The 16,376-nt window shown below is 63.5% G+C and carries 13 protein-coding genes; 8 read left to right on the top strand and 5 right to left on the bottom strand.

Annotation, left to right across the window (positions count from 1 at the left end):
- Positions 1 to 90: 90 nt before the first annotated feature.
- The 5 genes from pimD to ACLFLU_RS37120 form a co-directional block, all read right to left on the bottom strand.
- Positions 91 to 1,233, bottom strand: coding sequence for a pimeloyl-CoA dehydrogenase small subunit (pimD, locus tag ACLFLU_RS37100; protein WP_426409599.1), 1,143 nt, complete (start codon positions 1,231 to 1,233; stop codon positions 91 to 93).
- Positions 1,234 to 1,324: 91 nt separating this feature from the next.
- Entirely contained in the window at positions 1,325 to 2,515 is a 1,191-nt protein-coding gene (gene pimC, locus ACLFLU_RS37105) for a pimeloyl-CoA dehydrogenase large subunit (protein WP_426409600.1), read from the bottom strand.
- 16 nt (positions 2,516 to 2,531) lie between these two features.
- Positions 2,532 to 3,719: an acetyl-CoA C-acyltransferase gene (locus ACLFLU_RS37110; protein WP_426409601.1), complete on the bottom strand. Its 1,188-nt coding sequence runs from the start codon at positions 3,717 to 3,719 to the stop codon at positions 2,532 to 2,534.
- On the bottom strand, positions 3,716 to 5,398 hold the full coding sequence (gene pimA / locus ACLFLU_RS37115) for a dicarboxylate--CoA ligase PimA (RefSeq protein ID WP_426409602.1): 1,683 nt from the start codon (positions 5,396 to 5,398) through the stop codon (positions 3,716 to 3,718). Before pimA ends, ACLFLU_RS37110 begins: the two co-directional genes overlap by 4 nt.
- 220 nt (positions 5,399 to 5,618) lie before the next feature.
- Complete coding sequence (locus ACLFLU_RS37120; protein ID WP_426409603.1) at positions 5,619 to 7,715, bottom strand: 3-hydroxyacyl-CoA dehydrogenase NAD-binding domain-containing protein; 2,097 nt, start codon at positions 7,713 to 7,715, stop codon at positions 5,619 to 5,621.
- A gap of 129 nt (positions 7,716 to 7,844) precedes the next feature.
- Between ACLFLU_RS37120 and ACLFLU_RS37125 the strand changes: the two genes are divergently transcribed.
- The 8 genes from ACLFLU_RS37125 (at position 7,845) to ACLFLU_RS37160 (ending at position 16,271) form a co-directional block, all read left to right on the top strand.
- Positions 7,845 to 8,711 (top strand): IclR family transcriptional regulator, encoded by an 867-nt coding sequence (locus ACLFLU_RS37125; RefSeq protein ID WP_148773582.1) that lies wholly within the window; start codon positions 7,845 to 7,847, stop codon positions 8,709 to 8,711.
- Between the two features lie 66 nt (positions 8,712 to 8,777).
- Positions 8,778 to 9,575 (top strand): ABC transporter ATP-binding protein, encoded by a 798-nt coding sequence (locus tag ACLFLU_RS37130; RefSeq protein ID WP_426409604.1) that lies wholly within the window; start codon positions 8,778 to 8,780, stop codon positions 9,573 to 9,575.
- Positions 9,572 to 10,285: an ABC transporter ATP-binding protein gene (locus tag ACLFLU_RS37135; protein ID WP_212298422.1), complete on the top strand. Its 714-nt coding sequence runs from the start codon at positions 9,572 to 9,574 to the stop codon at positions 10,283 to 10,285. The genes ACLFLU_RS37130 and ACLFLU_RS37135 overlap by 4 nt, the downstream gene beginning before the upstream one ends.
- Positions 10,286 to 10,297: 12 nt before the next feature.
- The gene (locus ACLFLU_RS37140) at positions 10,298 to 11,176 is read left to right on the top strand and encodes a branched-chain amino acid ABC transporter permease (RefSeq protein WP_426409605.1); all 879 of its coding nucleotides are present in this window, start codon (positions 10,298 to 10,300) and stop codon (positions 11,174 to 11,176) included.
- Between the two features lie 2 nt (positions 11,177 to 11,178).
- Positions 11,179 to 12,198 (top strand): branched-chain amino acid ABC transporter permease, encoded by a 1,020-nt coding sequence (locus tag ACLFLU_RS37145; protein ID WP_426409606.1) that lies wholly within the window; start codon positions 11,179 to 11,181, stop codon positions 12,196 to 12,198.
- 28 nt (positions 12,199 to 12,226) lie between these two features.
- Complete coding sequence (locus tag ACLFLU_RS37150) at positions 12,227 to 13,456, top strand: ABC transporter substrate-binding protein (protein WP_426409607.1); 1,230 nt, start codon at positions 12,227 to 12,229, stop codon at positions 13,454 to 13,456.
- Positions 13,457 to 13,574: 118 nt separating this feature from the next.
- Complete coding sequence (locus tag ACLFLU_RS37155) at positions 13,575 to 14,801, top strand: ABC transporter substrate-binding protein (protein ID WP_426409608.1); 1,227 nt, start codon at positions 13,575 to 13,577, stop codon at positions 14,799 to 14,801.
- Positions 14,802 to 15,041: 240 nt separating this feature from the next.
- Positions 15,042 to 16,271 (top strand): ABC transporter substrate-binding protein, encoded by a 1,230-nt coding sequence (locus ACLFLU_RS37160; RefSeq protein ID WP_426409609.1) that lies wholly within the window; start codon positions 15,042 to 15,044, stop codon positions 16,269 to 16,271.
- The last annotated feature ends 105 nt before the right edge of the window (positions 16,272 to 16,376 follow it).

The following is a 16,376-nucleotide window of genomic DNA, read 5'->3' on the forward strand; positions in this document are numbered from 1 at the left end:
CGTAGCGCGAACCCGCAATCCATTTCACCGCGCGTTATGTTGCACGATGGATCCCGGGCTCATCGCTTCGCGATGCCCCGGGATGACAGTTCAGACCAGCCCACCCGCATCCGCGACGCGGCGCTGGTGGTAGTCGGTGTCGCCGAAGGTGTTCTCGATCATGGTGAGGCGCTTGAAGTAGTGGCCGATCTTCGCCTCCATGGTCATGCCGATCCCGCCGTGGAGCTGGATCGACTGCTGGCCGACGAATTTCAGCGACTTGCCGATCTGCACCTTGGCGGCGGCGATGGCGTTGGAGCGCTCCTTGGCGTCCTCGAAATCACCCGCCATGGTCGCGAACATCGACATCGAGCGCGCCTGCTCGGCCGCGACGAACATGTCGGAGGCGCGGTGCTGGAGCGACTGGAACGAGCCGATCGCGACGCCAAATTGCTTGCGCGTCTTGATGTACTCGACCGTGGTCTTGAGCGACTCGTCCATCAGACCGACCGCTTCGGCGCAGAGCGCGACGCGGGCTTCGTCCACCACGCGCTCGATCAGCGCGAGCGAGTCATCGGGGTTGCCGATCGCAGCGTCCGCGCCGACCTCGACACCCGTGAAGGTGATGTCGGCGGCGTGCAGGCCGTCCTGCGTCGGGTACGACTTCTTCGTCACGCCCTTGGCATTCGCCGGCACCAGGAACACGCCGATCCCGCTGGTGTCGCGGCGGTCGCCCTTGGTGCGCGCGGTGACGATGAGCGTGTCGGCGTTCTCACCGTTGAGCACGACGAATTTTTCGCCGTCGATGACCCAGCCGTCGCCCTTCTTCTTCGCCGTCGTGGCGACGTCGAACAGGTCGTAGCGCGAGTTCTTTTCGAGCTGGGCGAACGCCAGCGTCTTGCTGCCGTCGACGATCCCTGGCACATGCGCGGCCTTCTGCGCGTCGGTGCCGGCATGGCGCAGGAAGCCGCCGCCGATCACGACGGTCGCCAGATACGGCTCGAGCACCAGCGCCTTGCCGAGCGCTTCCATCACGATCATGGTCTCGACGCCGCCGCCGCCGAAGCCGCCATCGGCCTCGCTGAAAGGCAGACCAAGCAGACCCTGCTCGGCGAGCTTGCCCCAGACGACTTTGCTCCAGCCGCCCTTCTCCTTCATGTACTTCTTGCGGCTCTCGAAATCGTAGGAATCGGTCAGCAGGCCGTCGATGCTGTCCTTCAGGAGCCGCTGCTCCTCGGTCAAATCAAAATCCATCTCTGTTTCCTCAAGTCACAAATGTCGCGCGGAGAGAGGCCCCTCACCCCAACCCTCTCCCCGCAGGAGCGGGGCGAGGGAGAAGAAAGACTCACAGCCCCAGCACTGCCTTGGCGATGATGTTGCGCTGGATCTCGTTGGAGCCGCCGTAGATCGAGACCTTGCGGTTGTTGAAGTAGCTCGGCGCGATCTGGGCGGTCCATTCCATGGCTTCGTTGGAGCCGTCGTCGCCATGCACATCGTAAGGAGCCGCGAACGGGCCGATCACTTCCATGAGCAGCTCGGTGGTGGTCTGCTGGATCTCGGAGCCCTTGATCTTCAGCACCGAGGAGGCCGGATTGGGCTTGCCCTTGCCGTGCTTGCCTTCGTCGGCGACGACGCGCAGCTGCGTGAGCTCGAGCGCCTTCAGCTCGATCTCGCAGGCCGCAAGCTTCTCGCGGAAGGCTGCGTCCTGGATGATCGGCTTGCCGCCGGATTCAACCTTGCCGGCCAAATCGCGGATGCGGCGCAGCCGCTCCTTGGACACGCCGACCCGGGCGATGCCGGTACGCTCATTGCCGAGCAGGAATTTGGCGTAATCCCAGCCCTTGTTCTCCTCGCCGATCAGGTTCTCGTAGGGCACCTCGACGTCGTCGAAGAACACCTCGTTGACCTCGACGCCGCCGTCGATGGTCTGGATCGGGCGTACGGTGACGCCCTTCGACTTCATCGAGAACACGATGAAGGAGATGCCCATCTGCTTCTTGGCGCTGGCGTCGGTGCGGCAGAGGCAGAAGATCATGTCGGCGTGCTGGGCCAGCGTCGTCCAGGTCTTCTGGCCGTTGATGATCCACTTGTCGCCCTTGCGCTCGGCCTTGGTCTTGAGCGAGGCGAGGTCGGAGCCGGAGCCGGGTTCAGAGAAGCCCTGGCACCACCAATCGTCGACATTGGCGATGCGCGGCAGATACTTCTTCTTCTGCTCTTCATTGCCGAAGGTGTAGATGACGGGGCCGACCATGCTGACGCCGAAGGCGAGCGGCTGCGGCGCCGGATAGGACTGCAGCTCCTCGTTGAAAATGTAGTGCTGCACCGAGGTCCAGCCCGTGCCGCCATATTGCGTCGGCCAGTGGCTGGTGCCCCAGCCCTTCTTGTTGAGGATGCGCCACCACGTCACCATCTCGTCCTTCGAGAGGTGGCGGCCCTCGACCAGCTTGCGCCGCGTATCCGGCGGCACGTTGTCGCGGAAGAATGATCGCACTTCCTCGCGAAACGCCTGCTCTTCTTTCGTAAATGCGAGATCCATCGGATCCTCCTGTGAATTACTGCAAAACCTCGAACAGGCCGGCCGCGCCCATGCCGCCGCCGACGCACATGGTGACGACCGCATACTTGGCCTTGCGGCGGCGACCTTCGATCAGGGCGTGGCCGGTCAGGCGCGCGCCCGACATGCCGTAGGGATGACCGACCGCAATCGCGCCGCCGTCGACGTTGATCTTCTCGGGGTCGATGCCGAGCTTGTCGCGGCAATAGAGCACCTGCACCGCGAAGGCTTCGTTGAGCTCCCAGAGGTCGATGTCGTCGACCTTGAGGCCGTGGCGCTTGAGCAGGCGCGGCACGGCGAACACCGGGCCGATGCCCATCTCGTCCGGCTCGCAGCCGGCGGAGACGAAGCCGCGGAAGATGCCGAGCGGCTTGAGGCCGCGCTTGGCCGCTTCCTTGTCGCTCATGATCACGGAGGCGCTGGCGCCGTCCGAAAGCTGGCTGGCGTTGCCGGCAGTGATCGAAAACCCTTCGCCGCGAACGGCTTTCAGGCCGGCGAGGCCTTCAGCGGTGGTCTCGGGGCGCGGACCTTCGTCCTGCGACAGCGTCACTTCCTTCATCGATACAGCGCCAGTAGCCTTGTCGGTAATCGCCATCTGCGTGGTGATCGGCGCGAGCTCGTCCTTGAACTTGCCGCCCTGTTGCGCTGCGGCGGTGCGGCGCTGGCTTTCCAGCGAATATTCGTCCTGCTTCTCGCGCGAGATGCCGTAGCGCTTGGCAACGATTTCGGCGGTGTCGATCATGGGCATGTAGACTTCGCCCTTGATCTTGAGCAGCGCGGGATCCTGCGCGTGGAAGCCGTTCATCTTGTCGTTCTGCACGAGGCTGATCGACTCGCCGCCGCCGCCGACCGCGACCTCGACACCGTCGAAGATCACCGAGCGTGCGGCAAGCGCGATCGCCTGCAGGCCCGAGGCGCATTGACGGTCGATCGTGGTGCCGGCGACGGTGACGGGCAGGCCGGCACGAAGCAGCGCCTTGCGCGCGATGTTGCCGCCGGTCGCGCCCTGCTGGAGCGCTGCGCCCATCACGACATCCTCGATCTCCTTCGGATCGACTTTTGCGCGCGCGACGGCTTCGCCGATGGCATGGCCGAGCAGCGTCGCGCCCTCGGTGGCGTTGAGCATGCCGCGATAGGCCTTGCCAATCGGGGTGCGGGCGGTGGAAACGATGACGGCGTCGGTCAAGAGCGACCTCCTGATGCGTGTGGAGTGGATTGTGATGGTTTCTGCTGCTGGCGCAATTCGTGGCGCGACAGCTTTCCGACCGGCGTGCGCGGCAGATCGTCGACGAACTCGACCGCCGCCGGCAATTCGTGCTTGCCGACCTTGCCGGTGAGCTGCGCGCGCAGCTCGTCGAGCGAGAACGGCTTTGCGTCTGGCTTCAGCTTGATGAAGGCCTTTGCGGCCTCGCCGCGATACTGATCGGGAATGCCGAGCACGATCACCTCGTGCACGCCGGGTACGGTGTAGATCGCCTGCTCGATCATCTGCGGATAGACGTTGAAGCCGCCGGAGATGATCATGTCCTTCTTGCGGTCGACCAGGAAGAAATAGCCGTCGGTGTCGACATAGCCGATGTCGCCGGTGAGGAAGCGGCCGTCGGAGAAATACTCCGCGGCGTCCTTCTGCTTGTTCCAATAGCCCTTGGTGACGTTCGGGCCCTTGATGCGGATCTCGCCGACTTCGCCCGGCGGCAGCACTTTTGCGGGATCTTCCAGCGAGACGACGTCGAGCTCGATGCCGGGCAGCATCAGCCCAATCGAGCCCGGCTTGTCCGGGCCAACCGGCGGATGACCGGTGCCGGGCGAGCAGGTCTCGGTCATGCCCCAGCCGCTCTTGAGCTTCTTGCCGACCTTGCGCTCGAAGAAGCTCGCAACCTCGACCGGCAGCGGCGCACCGCCGGAGCCGATGGCGGTGAGCGAGGAGAAGTCGCGCTTGTCGAGATTGGGGAGCGCGGCGATCGCGATCCACATCGTCGGCACGCCCGGGAAATAGGTCGCGCGCTTGACCTCGATATCGCGCATCACGGCTTCGACGTCGAAGCGCTGGTGCAGCGAGATCAGATTGCCTCGGCTGAGCGAGGACAGCAGCACGACGGTGAGCGCATAGATGTGGAACAGCGGCAGCACGCAGATCACGCGCTCGATGGCGTCACCGCGCGCGGCACGTCCCGGTTTGCCCCAGACGTCGTAGATCGATACGGCGGAGGTAAGATTGCCGTGCGTCAGCATCGCGCCCTTCGGCAGGCCGGTGGTGCCGCCGGTATATTGCAGCAGCGCGACGTCATCGACCGCCACAGTGGGCCATTGCGCCGGCAGCGGCGCGCCTTCGACGAAGGCCTTGAAGGTGACGATGCGGGGATCATCAGGGATCGCCGCCTGCGGCGTGCCGACCTTGCCCCAATTATCGTCCTCGCAGACGACGAGGCGATCGATCAGCCCCTTCTCCAGAAACTTCAGCGCAGTCGGCAGCAGGGCCTGGAGGTTCGACGTGACCAGCAGGCGCGAGCCGGAATCGGAGACCTTGTGCGTCAGCGCGATCTCGCCGTCGAGCGGCGAGAGGTGCGCAACCCGGCTGCCTGCCTTCAGCGCGCCGAAGAAATTGACGGGGTGATCGGGCGTGTTGCCGAGGAACAGCGCAACAGAGGTGTTCTTGCCGCAGCCGGCGCGCAGGAACGCAGCCGCCGCGCGCTCCGCCATGGCCGCGAGCTCGGTATAGGTGATCGGACGATCGCGAAATTCCAGCGCGGTCCGCGGGCCGTAATTGGCGGCGGCCGTCGAGAGCAGGTCAGGCAGCGTGCCCTGGACGATGGTGTCGTCCCAATGCACGCCCTCGGGGTAAAACTGTTCGCCGGGATGGGTCATTGACGGTCGATACTCTGCAAAGAGGTCGTGACGGTGTCGTGTGAAGCGGGCACCGGCGGATGGGCTCCCCTCCCCCTTGCGGGGAGGGGTTGGGGAAGGGGGTAGCCACAAACTCCGACCTCGCCCGGGGCTACCCCCCTCCCTGACCCTCCCCCGCAAGGGGGGAGGGAACGGAGAAAGTGTGCCTCGGAGGAAGAGGTCGCGGCCACCGCCAATCAGATCAAGCCGCCTTCGACGCCGCAGCGAGTGACGCGAACGTCTTGCCCTCCGCCGCGAGCTTCTTCAGCAGCGGGGCGGGCTCGAGGCTCGGGTCGTTGGTCTCCTTGGCGTAGAAGGCGAGACGGTCGGCGATGTGCTTCAGACCGACGGTGTCGGCCCAGAACATCGGGCCACCGCGATAGATCGGCCAGCCATAGCCGTAGAGCCAGACCACGTCGATGTCGGAGGGACGCGCCGCGATACCCTCTTCGAGGATCTTCGCGCCCTCGTTGATCATCGGGTACATCATGCGCTCGAGGATCTCGTCGTCGCTGACGATTCGCTTCTTGCGGCCGAGACGCAGCAGCGTCTCGTCGATCAGCTTCTCGACCTCCGGATCGGGCATCGGCGCGCGGGAGCCCGCTTCATACTTGTAGTAGCCCTTGCCGGTCTTCTGGCCGAAGCGGCCGGCTTCGCAGAGCGCATCCGCGATCTCCGACTTGATGCCGCGGTCCTTGCGCGAGCGCCAGCCGATGTCGAGGCCGGCGAGATCGCCCATCGCGAACGGTCCCATCGGCATGCCGAATTTTGTCACCACGGCGTCGACCTGCTGCGGCAGTGCGCCTTCGAACAAGAGCTTTTCCGACTGCTTGCCGCGCTGGGCCAGCATGCGGTTGCCGACAAAGCCGTCGCAGACACCGACCACGGCCGGCACCTTCGCAATCTTGCGGGCGATGCTCACGGCGGTGACAAGCGCATCCGGCGCGGTCTTGTCCGCGCGCACGATCTCGCACAACTTCATGACGTTGGCCGGCGAGAAGAAGTGCATGCCGAGCACGTCCTGCGGACGCTTGGTCGCCTTCGCGATCTCGTCGATGTTCAGGTACGAGGTGTTGGAGGCGAGCACGGCACCAGGCTTGACGTATTGGTCGAGCTTGCCGAACACTTCCTGCTTTACCGCCATGGTCTCGAACACGGCCTCGATCACGAGGTCGGCGTCGCCGACGTTCTCGATGCCGACCACGCCGTTGATCAGCGCCATGCGCTTGGCGGGCGCGTCCGCCGGGATGCCGCCGCGCGCGGCGGTTGCTTCCCAGTTCTTCTGCATGACGCCCATGCCGCGCTTGAGCTGCTCCTCGCCGGTCTCGATCAGGGTGACGGGGATGCCGGCATTGGCAAAGGACATCGCGATGCCGCCGCCCATGGTGCCGGCGCCAAGAATGGCAACACGGTTGACGGGACGCGACTTGGTGCCTTCGGGGACGCCCGCGATCTTGTTGGCCTCGCGCTCGGCGAAGAAGGCATAACGCTGCGCCTTGGACTGGTCGCTGGCCATGAGCTTGAGGAAGCCCTCGCGCTCCTTTTTCAGACCTTCGTCGAACGGCAGGTCGATCGCCGCACCGACGGCGTCGGCCGCCGCGAACGGCGCTTCCAGGCCGCGCGACTTCTTGGTCATGGCGGCAACCGCATTGGTGAAGATCGAACGGTCGGCCTTGGCCGCCGCGATCTTGGAATCGTCGTCGCGCAGGCGGCGCAGCGGGCGCTTCTCGGCCAGCAGCTTGCGGACGAAGGCCTCGCCGCCGGAGGCCGGGCCCTCGACGATCTCCTCGATCAGGCCATTCTTCAGCGCTTCGGCGGCGCCAATCGGATCGCCGCCGACGATCATCTTGACGGCGAGCTCGGGACCGACCGCGCGCGGCAGGCGCTGGGTGCCGCCGGCGCCCGGCAGCAGGCCGAGCTTCACCTCGGGCAGGCCGAGCTTTGCCTCTTTGACAGCCACGCGGAAATGACAGGCCAACGCGACCTCGAGGCCGCCGCCGAGCGCGGTGCCGTGGATCGCCGCCACGATCGGCTTCGGCGAGTTCTCCATCTCGACCAGCACTTCGGCGAGGCCGGGCGGCTTCGGCGGCTTGCCGAATTCGGTGATGTCGGCGCCAGCAATGAAGGTGCGCCCGGCGCAGGTCAGCACGATGCCCTTGATCGCGGGATCGGCGATGGCGGCCTTGATGCACTCCAGGATACCGCCGCGGACTGCGGCACTCAGCGCATTGACCGGAGGGCTATTGACCGTGACGATCCCGACTTCGTCATGACGCTCAAGCTTGACCACTTCGCTCACGGTTTCCCTCCTTGGTGGGGATTTACTTTTGTTCGATTTCGCGGTGCGGAATTTAATTCCGCATCTTGACGGCAGGGTTATTTTGAAGCACGTGGCTTGTCAACGACTCCGCGCAAGAGCAGATCAGGGATGAAGCGTACAGGAAAGAAGACCGCGACCGATCGGAATTTCGTCGTCGCGCTTTCCCGCGGGCTTGACGTATTGCGAGCATTCCAACCCAGTGACGGACTTCTCGGCAATCAGGAGATTGCCTCCCGCACCAACCTGCCGAAGCCGACGGTTTCGCGGCTGACCTACACGCTGACGAAGCTCGGCTATCTGACACCGGTTCCCCGTTTCGAGAAGTACCAGCTGGCGCCGGCCGCGATGGCACTCGGTTACGCGGCGCTGGCCAATCTCGGCGTTCGGCATTTGTCCGAGCCGTTTCGCGAGGAAATGATGCGCGCCACCGGCGGCGCCGTCGCAATCGGCGGCCGCGACCGCCATAGCATGATCTATTTCGGGCAAAGCCGTGGCAGCGAGACGGTCGGCGTTCAACTCGACGTCGGCTCCCGCGTCCCGATTGCAACCAGTGCGATGGGCCGCGCCTACTTCTGGGCGCTCGGCGACGAGGACCGCGCCGAAGTGACGCGCATCCTGCGCGAACATTACGGCAGCCGCTGGCCCAAGATGCGCGACGGGCTGGAGCGTTCCGGCGAGACGGTTGCGAAATACGGTTTCGCGCTGTCCGTTGGCGACTGGCACGACGACATCGGCGCCGCCGGCGTCGCGCTCAAGCTCAACGACGGAACCGGTCCCTACGCATTCAATTGCGGCGCACCGGCATTCCGCTTCACGGAAGAGCGCTTGATCAACGACATTGGACCGCGACTGCTGGCGATGGTAAGGAACATCGAAGCGGCACTTGGGGGTCTGATGCCGCAATCCAAAAAAGAAGTCAGCAAAAAGCTGAAATCAGGAGGAAAAGTTGCGCGTGTGGCCGAGGGATTCAGATAGCCTTAGTCATCATCGGGAGCGGTTCGCATCGCACCATCGCCCACTGACGTCCGTGGGCGAGACGACATGACGCAGGCACAGCTCGCGCAGGGGACATCGCCCCTGCTCGCCGTTCGCGACGTCAGCGTCGTGTTCGGTGGCATCGTCGCGCTCAACGGCGTGTCCTTTGACATGCACCAGGGCCAGATCCTCGGACTGATCGGCCCCAACGGCGCCGGCAAGACCACGCTCTTCAACTGTCTCTCGCGCCTGTACCAGCCCTCGTCCGGCGACATCCTGATGGAAGGCGCGAGCATTTTGACGCGGCCGCCGCACCGGATCGCAGAGATCGGCATCGGCCGCACCTTCCAGAACGTGGCGCTGTTTCCGAACCTCTCGGTGATGGACAATGTCCGCGTCGGCACCCATGCCCGCACCTCCTCCGACATCATCAGCGACTCGCTGCGGCTCGCCTGGATTCGCCGCAGCGAAACCAGCGTGAACAAGAAGGTGCACGAGATCCTCGCCTATCTCGACCTCGAGGACGTCGCTCATACCATCGTCTCCGGCCTGCCCTTCGGCACGCAGAAGCGCGTCGAACTGGCGCGGGCGCTGGCAGCGGACCCGAAGATCCTGCTGCTCGACGAACCCGCCGGCGGCCTCAACCACGAAGAGGTCTACGTCCTCGGCGACCTCATCCGCAAAATCCGGGATGAGCGCCACATGACGGTGCTGCTGGTCGAGCACCACATGGGCCTCGTGATGTCGATCGCCGATCACGTCGTCGCGCTCAATTTCGGCAAAAAGCTCGCGGAAGGCACGCCGGCCCAGGTGCAGGCGGATCCCGACGTCATCAAGGCCTATCTCGGGAGCAAGGACCAATGACGACGCTGCTCAACGTCAAGGACCTGCGCGCCTATTACGGCCAGGTCCAGGCGCTCCACGGCCTCTCCTTCTCGCTCAACGAGGGCTCGCTGACGACGCTGCTCGGTGCCAACGGCGCCGGCAAGACCACGACCTTGCGCGCGATCTGCAACATGGTGCGCTCCACCGGCGGCATCGAGTTCGACGGCAAGCCGCTGAACAACAAATCGACCGAAAGCATCGTGCGCTTCGGCATTGCCCATGTGCCGCAGGGCCGCGGCACCTTCACCACCATGACGGTGGAGGAGAACCTCCAGCTCGGTGCCATCACCCGCAAGGACAATGCCGGCATCGTCTCCGACATCGAGCGCATGTATGCGCATTTCCCGGTGCTGAAGCAGCGACACACCCAGCAGGCCGGCACGCTGTCCGGCGGCGAGCAGCAGATGCTCGCGGTTGCGCGTGCGCTGATGCTGCGGCCGCGGCTGATGCTGCTCGACGAGCCGTCCTTTGGCCTGGCGCCGCTGGTGGTGCGCGACCTGTTCGGCATCCTCGGCAAGATCAACCGCGAGGACAAGGTGTCGATCCTGGTGGTCGAGCAGAACGCCCAGCTCGCGCTCGAGCTCGCCGACCAGGCCTATGTGATCGAGACCGGCCGTATCGTGATGTCGGGCAATGCCAAGGACATCGCGAACAACGAAGAAATCCGCAAATCCTATCTGGGTTACTGAGGAGCCGGGACAATGGAACTGTTTACCAACCAGGTCCTGGCCGGGATTGCCACGGGCGCCATCTACGCCTGCATGGCGCTCGCGGTGGTGATGATCTACCAGGCGATCGACCATCTCAACTTCGCGCAGGGCGAGATGGCGATGTTCTCGACCTTCATCTCCTGGCAGCTGATGCAATGGGGCGTGCCCTATTGGGGCGCCTTCGTGATCACGCTGGCGCTCTCCTTCGTCGCCGGCATCGCGATCGAGCGCATCCTGTTCAAGCCGCTTGCAAAGGCGCCGGTGCTGACCAACGTCGCCGGCTTCATCGCGCTGTTTGCGATCATCAACTCGTCGGCCGGCCTGATCTGGGACTTCACCATCAAGCAATATCCGACCCCGTTCGGCTCCTCGCCGTTCCTCGGCAGCCAGCTGATCTCGACCCACCAGGCCGGCATGATCGGCGTCACCGTGCTGCTGCTGCTCGGCCTCTATTTCTTCTTCCAGTACACAAGGATCGGCCTTGCCATGCGCGCGGCCGCCTCGGTGCCTGAATCGGCACGCCTGGTCGGCATCAACACCTCCTGGATGATCGCGCTCGGCTGGGGCATGGCGACCGCGATTGGCGCGATCGCCGGCATGCTGATTGCTCCCGTCGTGTTCCTCGAGCCCAACATGATGGGCGGCGTGCTGATCTACGGCTTTGCCGCAGCCGTGCTTGGCGGATTGACGAGCCCGCTCGGCGCCGTGGTCGGCGGCTTCCTGGTCGGCATCTTCGAGAACCTCGCCGGCACCTACATCCCCGGCGTCGGCAACGAACTGAAACTCCCGATCGCGCTCGCGCTGATCATCTCCGTCCTGGTCGTCAAACCCGCTGGTCTGTTCGGCCGGCACATCGTCAAGCGAGTTTGATCATGAGCGCAGCAGAAGAAGTCGTCGCCGAAGGCCACGAGGCGGTCGAAGCCGTTCCGAAGCGCGCCATGACGCTGGGCACCGGCACCTCGGTGGTGGTGCTGTTGCTGCTCATCGCCGTTCCGCTGTTTGCGAAGAACTTCGTGATCTTCCAGCTGACCCAGCTGTTGTATCTGGGCCTGGCCGTGCTGGCGCTGAATATCCTGACCGGCGGCTCGGGCCAGTTCTCGCTCGGCCAGAGCGCGTTCTACGGCATCGGCGCCTACATCACCGCGGTGATGATGGAGCAGTTCAACATCCCCTACTTCCTCTGCCTGCCGGTCGCGGGCGTGCTCTGCTTCGGCGTGGGCTTCCTGTTCGGCCAGCCGGCGCTGCGGCTCTCCGGCGTGTACCTTGCGCTTGCGACCTTTGCGCTCGCAACCGCGATGCCCCAGCTGCTCAAGCTGAACTTCCTCGAGCCGTGGACAGGCGGCGTGCAGGGCCTCGTCGTCACCAAGCCCGATGCGCCGTTCGGACTGAAGATGTCGCAGGACATGTGGCTGTATTATTTCACGCTCGTCGTTGTGCTCGCGATCTACGTCTTCTCGGTGAACCTCTTGCGCTCCCGGTCGGGCCGCGCCTTCATGGCGATCCGCGACAACGAGATCGCGGCCTCCGCCATGGGCGTCAATGTCGCGCTGTACAAGACGCTGGCCTTCGGCGTCTCCGCCGGCATCACCGGCGTCGCGGGGGGCCTGAGCGCCATCGCGGTGCAGTTCGTCGCGCCCGACAGCTTCACCATCACGCTCGCGATCCAGCTGTTCCTCGGCATGGTCGTCGGCGGTGTCGGCTGGTTGCCCGGCTCGATTGTCGGTGCCGCCTTCATCATCTTCGTGCCGAACATCGCGGAGGGCATCTCCAAGGGCCTCTCCGGCGCCGTGTTCGGCGTGCTCCTGTTCCTCGTCATCTACCTCGTGCCGCATGGCGCAAGGCAAGTCGCGATCCTGGGCCAGCAACTCGCCGGACGGCTCAGAAAAAACTGAAACCATTCAATTAAGGAAGGAGACCAAATTGTCTTTCGGAAGAACACTGCGAACCACCGCGCTGTTAACGGCGGTCGCGACCCTCACCTCCGGCGCAGCACTCGCTCAGAAGAAATACGACACCGGCGCGTCCGATACCGAGATCAAGATCGGCAACATCATGCCGTACAGCGGTCCGGCGTCGGCCTATGGCATCATCGGCAAGACCGAAGAAGCCTATTTCAAGATGATCAACGACAAGGGCGGCATCAACGGCCGCAAGATCGTCTACGTCACCTATGACGACGGCTATTCGCCGCCCAAGGCAGTCGAGCAGGTCCGCAAGCTGGTCGAAAGCGACGAGGTGCTCGCCGTGTTCAATCCGCTCGGCACGCCCTCGAACACCGCGATCCAGAAATACCTCAACGCCAAGAAGATCCCGCAGCTGTTCGTCGCCACCGGCGCCACCAAGTGGAACGACCCGAAGAACTTCCCCTGGACCATGGGCTGGCAGCCCTCCTATCAGAGCGAAGCGCAGATCTACGCGAAGTGGCTGCTCAAGGAGAAGCCCGACGCCAAGGTCGCGATCCTCTATCAGAACGACGATTTCGGCAAAGACTACCTCAAGGGCACCAAGGACGGCTTTGGCGCCAAGGCTGCGTCGGCCATCATCCTGGAAGAGAGCTATGAGGTCTCCGAGCCGTCGATCGACGGTCACATCGTCAAGATCAAGGCCGCCAATCCCGACGTGCTCTTGATCTACACGACGCCGAAGTTCGGCGCCCAGACCATCAAGAAGACCGCCGAGCTCGGCTGGAAACCGCTGCAGATCATCACCAACGTGTCGGCCTCGGTCGGCAGCGTGATGAAGCCGGCGGGCTTCGAGGCCGCGCAGGGCGTGCTGTCGGCGGCCTATGCCAAGGACGGCGCTGATCCGCGCTGGGCTGACGATGCCGCCATGAAGAAGTGGGTGGAGTTCCTCGACAAGTATATGCCCGGCGCAGACAAGACCGACTCCAGCGTCGTCTACGGCTACGGCGCCGCGCAGACCCTGGTCAAGGCGCTGGAACAGTGCGGCGACGATCTCACCCGCGCCAATCTGATGAAGCAGGCGGCGAGCCTGAAGGATTTTACGCCGGACACCCTGCTGCCCGGCGTCAAGATCAACACCGGACCGAACGACTTCGCCCCGATCAGCCAGCTGCAGATGCAGCGGTTCAAGGGCGAGAAGTGGGAACAGTTCGGCGACATCCTGAACGGCGACGTCGCCCCCGAATGACGCGCTGACGCACCAGTCCAAGATTGAAAAGCCCCCGCGGCTCCCGCGGGGGCTTTTTGTTGACGTCGTGCATCAATCTTGTTCAATGCGACGCCGATCCAGGTGGGGTAGGAGAGCAATGACTGTCGTTCGATTTCAGGTTGCGGCGCTTTCGGCCGCATTCGCATTGTGCACTGCGATGAGCAATCCCGCGCTGGCACAGAAGTCCTACGACCGCGGCGCTTCCGATACCGAGATCAAGATCGGCAACATCATGCCCTATAGCGGCCCAGCCTCCGCCTTTGCCGTGATCGGCAAGACCGAGGAGGCCTATTTCAACAAGGTCAATGCCGAGGGCGGCATCAGCGGCCGCAAGATCACGTTCATCTCCTATGATGATGCCTATTCGCCGCCGAAGACGGTGGAACAGGCGCGCAAGCTGGTCGAGAGCGACAACGTCCTGCTGATCTTCGGCTCGGTCGGAACCTCAACCAACGGCGCCATCCGCAAATACATGAACGAGAAGAAGGTGCCGCAATTGTTCGTGGCGAGCGGCGCCTCGAAATGGAACGATCCGCAGAACTTCCCGTGGACCATGGGCTGGCAGCCGAGCTACGCCAGCGAAGCCAAGATCTACGCCAAGTACATCCTGAAGGAAAAGCCGGACGGCAAGATCGGCGTGCTCTACCAGAACGACGATTTCGGCAAGGACTATCTGAAGGGGCTGAAGGACGGGCTCGGCGCCAAGGCCTCGATGATCGTGATGGAGGAGCCGTACGACACCTCGGAGCCTGCGATCGACGAGCACGTCGTGAAGCTGAAGGCCGCGGGCGCGGACGTCTTCATCAGCATCACCACGCCGAAATTCGCGGCGCAAGCGATCAAGAAGGTGGCCGAGATCAACTGGCACCCGATGCACATCGTCTCCAACGTCTCGGCGTCCGTTGGCGGCGTGATCGAGCCGGCGGGCTTCGAGATCTCGCAAGGCATTTTGTCGGCGAGCTACACCAAGGACGGTTCCGACCCGCAATGGAACGCCGATGACCGCATGAAGCGGTTCTACAACTTCGTCGCGCAGTTCGATCCGAAGGCCAACAAGCTCGATGCCGGCGTGGTGTTCGGCTATGCCGCAGCGCAGACCATGGTGAAGGTGCTGCAGATGTGCGGCGACAACCTCACCCGCGACAACATCATGAAGCAGGCGGCGAGCCTGAAAGACTTCGAGCCGGACACGCTGCTGCCCGGCATCAAGATCAACACCGCGCCCGACAATTTCGCGCCGATCGAGCAGCTGCAGATGATGCGATTCAAGGGCAAGACGTGGGAATTGTTCGGCGAAATCATCTCGAGTGACCTCGGTCATTAAGGCGATCAACTCAAAATAGCATATAACATTTAAAGCAACTCCAGGCAGTCCCTCCTTCTCGCAGCCGCACATGACGAATTGCGGTGGCCCTGACTACTAAAGGAGCAGCCCCGGCGAGGCCATCGCGGGGGCTTTCTGTTGAAGCCATCAGGCAAATCGTATTGAATTGCGGCCGCGTCGCCAAAAACAATCAAGGCAAAAAAAGGAGCGCACACACACCAAGAAAATAGGGAGATTGGAATGCCCGCTGTCACCGGCAAGCTTGCGGCCGCGTCACTGGCGCTCGCGCTCATTGCAGCCGCGACCTCCACCGCATCGGCCCAGAAGAAATACGATACCGGCGCGACCGATACCGAGATCAAGGTCGGCAACATCATGCCCTACAGCGGACCGGCCTCCGCCTACGGCATCATCGGGCGGACCGAAGCCGCCTATTTCAAGAAGATCAACGAGGAAGGCGGCATCAACGGCCGCAAGATCAACTTCGTCTCCTATGACGACGCCTATTCGCCGCCGAAGGCGGTCGAGCAGGCGCGCAAGCTGGTCGAGAGCGACGAGGTGCTGTTCATCTTCAACTCGCTCGGCACGCCGTCGAACTCGGCGATCCAGAAATACATGAACTCGAAGAAGGTGCCGCAGATCCTGGTCGCCACCGGCGCCACCAAATGGAACGATCCGCAGAACTTCCCGTGGACGATGGGCTGGCAGCCGTCCTACCAGAGCGAGACGCAGATCTATGCGAAATGGCTGCTCAAGAACAAGCCGGACGCCAAGATCGCGGTGCTGTTCCAGAACGACGACTACGGCAAGGACTATCTCAAGGGCCTGAAGGACGGCTTAGGTGCCAAGGCCGCGTCGATGATCGTTGCCGAGGAAAGCTACGAGACCTCGGAGCCGACCATCGACAACCATATCGTCAGGCTGAAATCGACCGGCGCCGACGTGTTCATGAACATCACGACGCCGAAATTCGCAGCGCAAGCGATCAAGAAGGTCGCCGAGGTCGGCTGGAAGCCGCTGCACTTCCTCAATAACGTCTCGGGTTCGGTCGGCAGCGTGCTCAAGCCCGCGGGCTTCGAGAATGCACAGGACATCATCTCCGCCGACTATCTCAAGGACGTTTCGGATCCGCAGTGGAACAACGATCCCGGCATGAAGGACTTCCTCGCCTTCATGACCAAATACTTCCCTGAAGGCGACAAGCTCGATCACGGCACCATCGTCGGCTACGGCGTGGCTCAGACGCTGGTCCAGATCCTGAAGCAGTGCGGCGACGATCTCACGCGCGAGAACGTCATGAAGCAGGCGGCGAGCCTGAAGAACTTCCGCACCGAGGTGCTGCTGCCGGGTATCCAGATCAACACCTCCGCGACCGACTTTGCGCCGATCAGCCAGCTCCAGCTCGAGCGGTTCAAGGGCGAGAAGTGGGATCTGTTCGGCGACGTGATCAGCGCCGACGTCGGCGGCTAGTCGCATCCAATACGACGATAGCAAGCCCCCTGCGAGATGATCGCAGGGGGCTTTTGCTGTCCGCTGATTATCATCACGCGATTGCACAATCGAATGATGGTAAAG

The organism is Bradyrhizobium ganzhouense (assembly GCF_049949285.1).
Taxonomy (GTDB): domain Bacteria; phylum Pseudomonadota; class Alphaproteobacteria; order Rhizobiales; family Xanthobacteraceae; genus Bradyrhizobium; species Bradyrhizobium ganzhouense.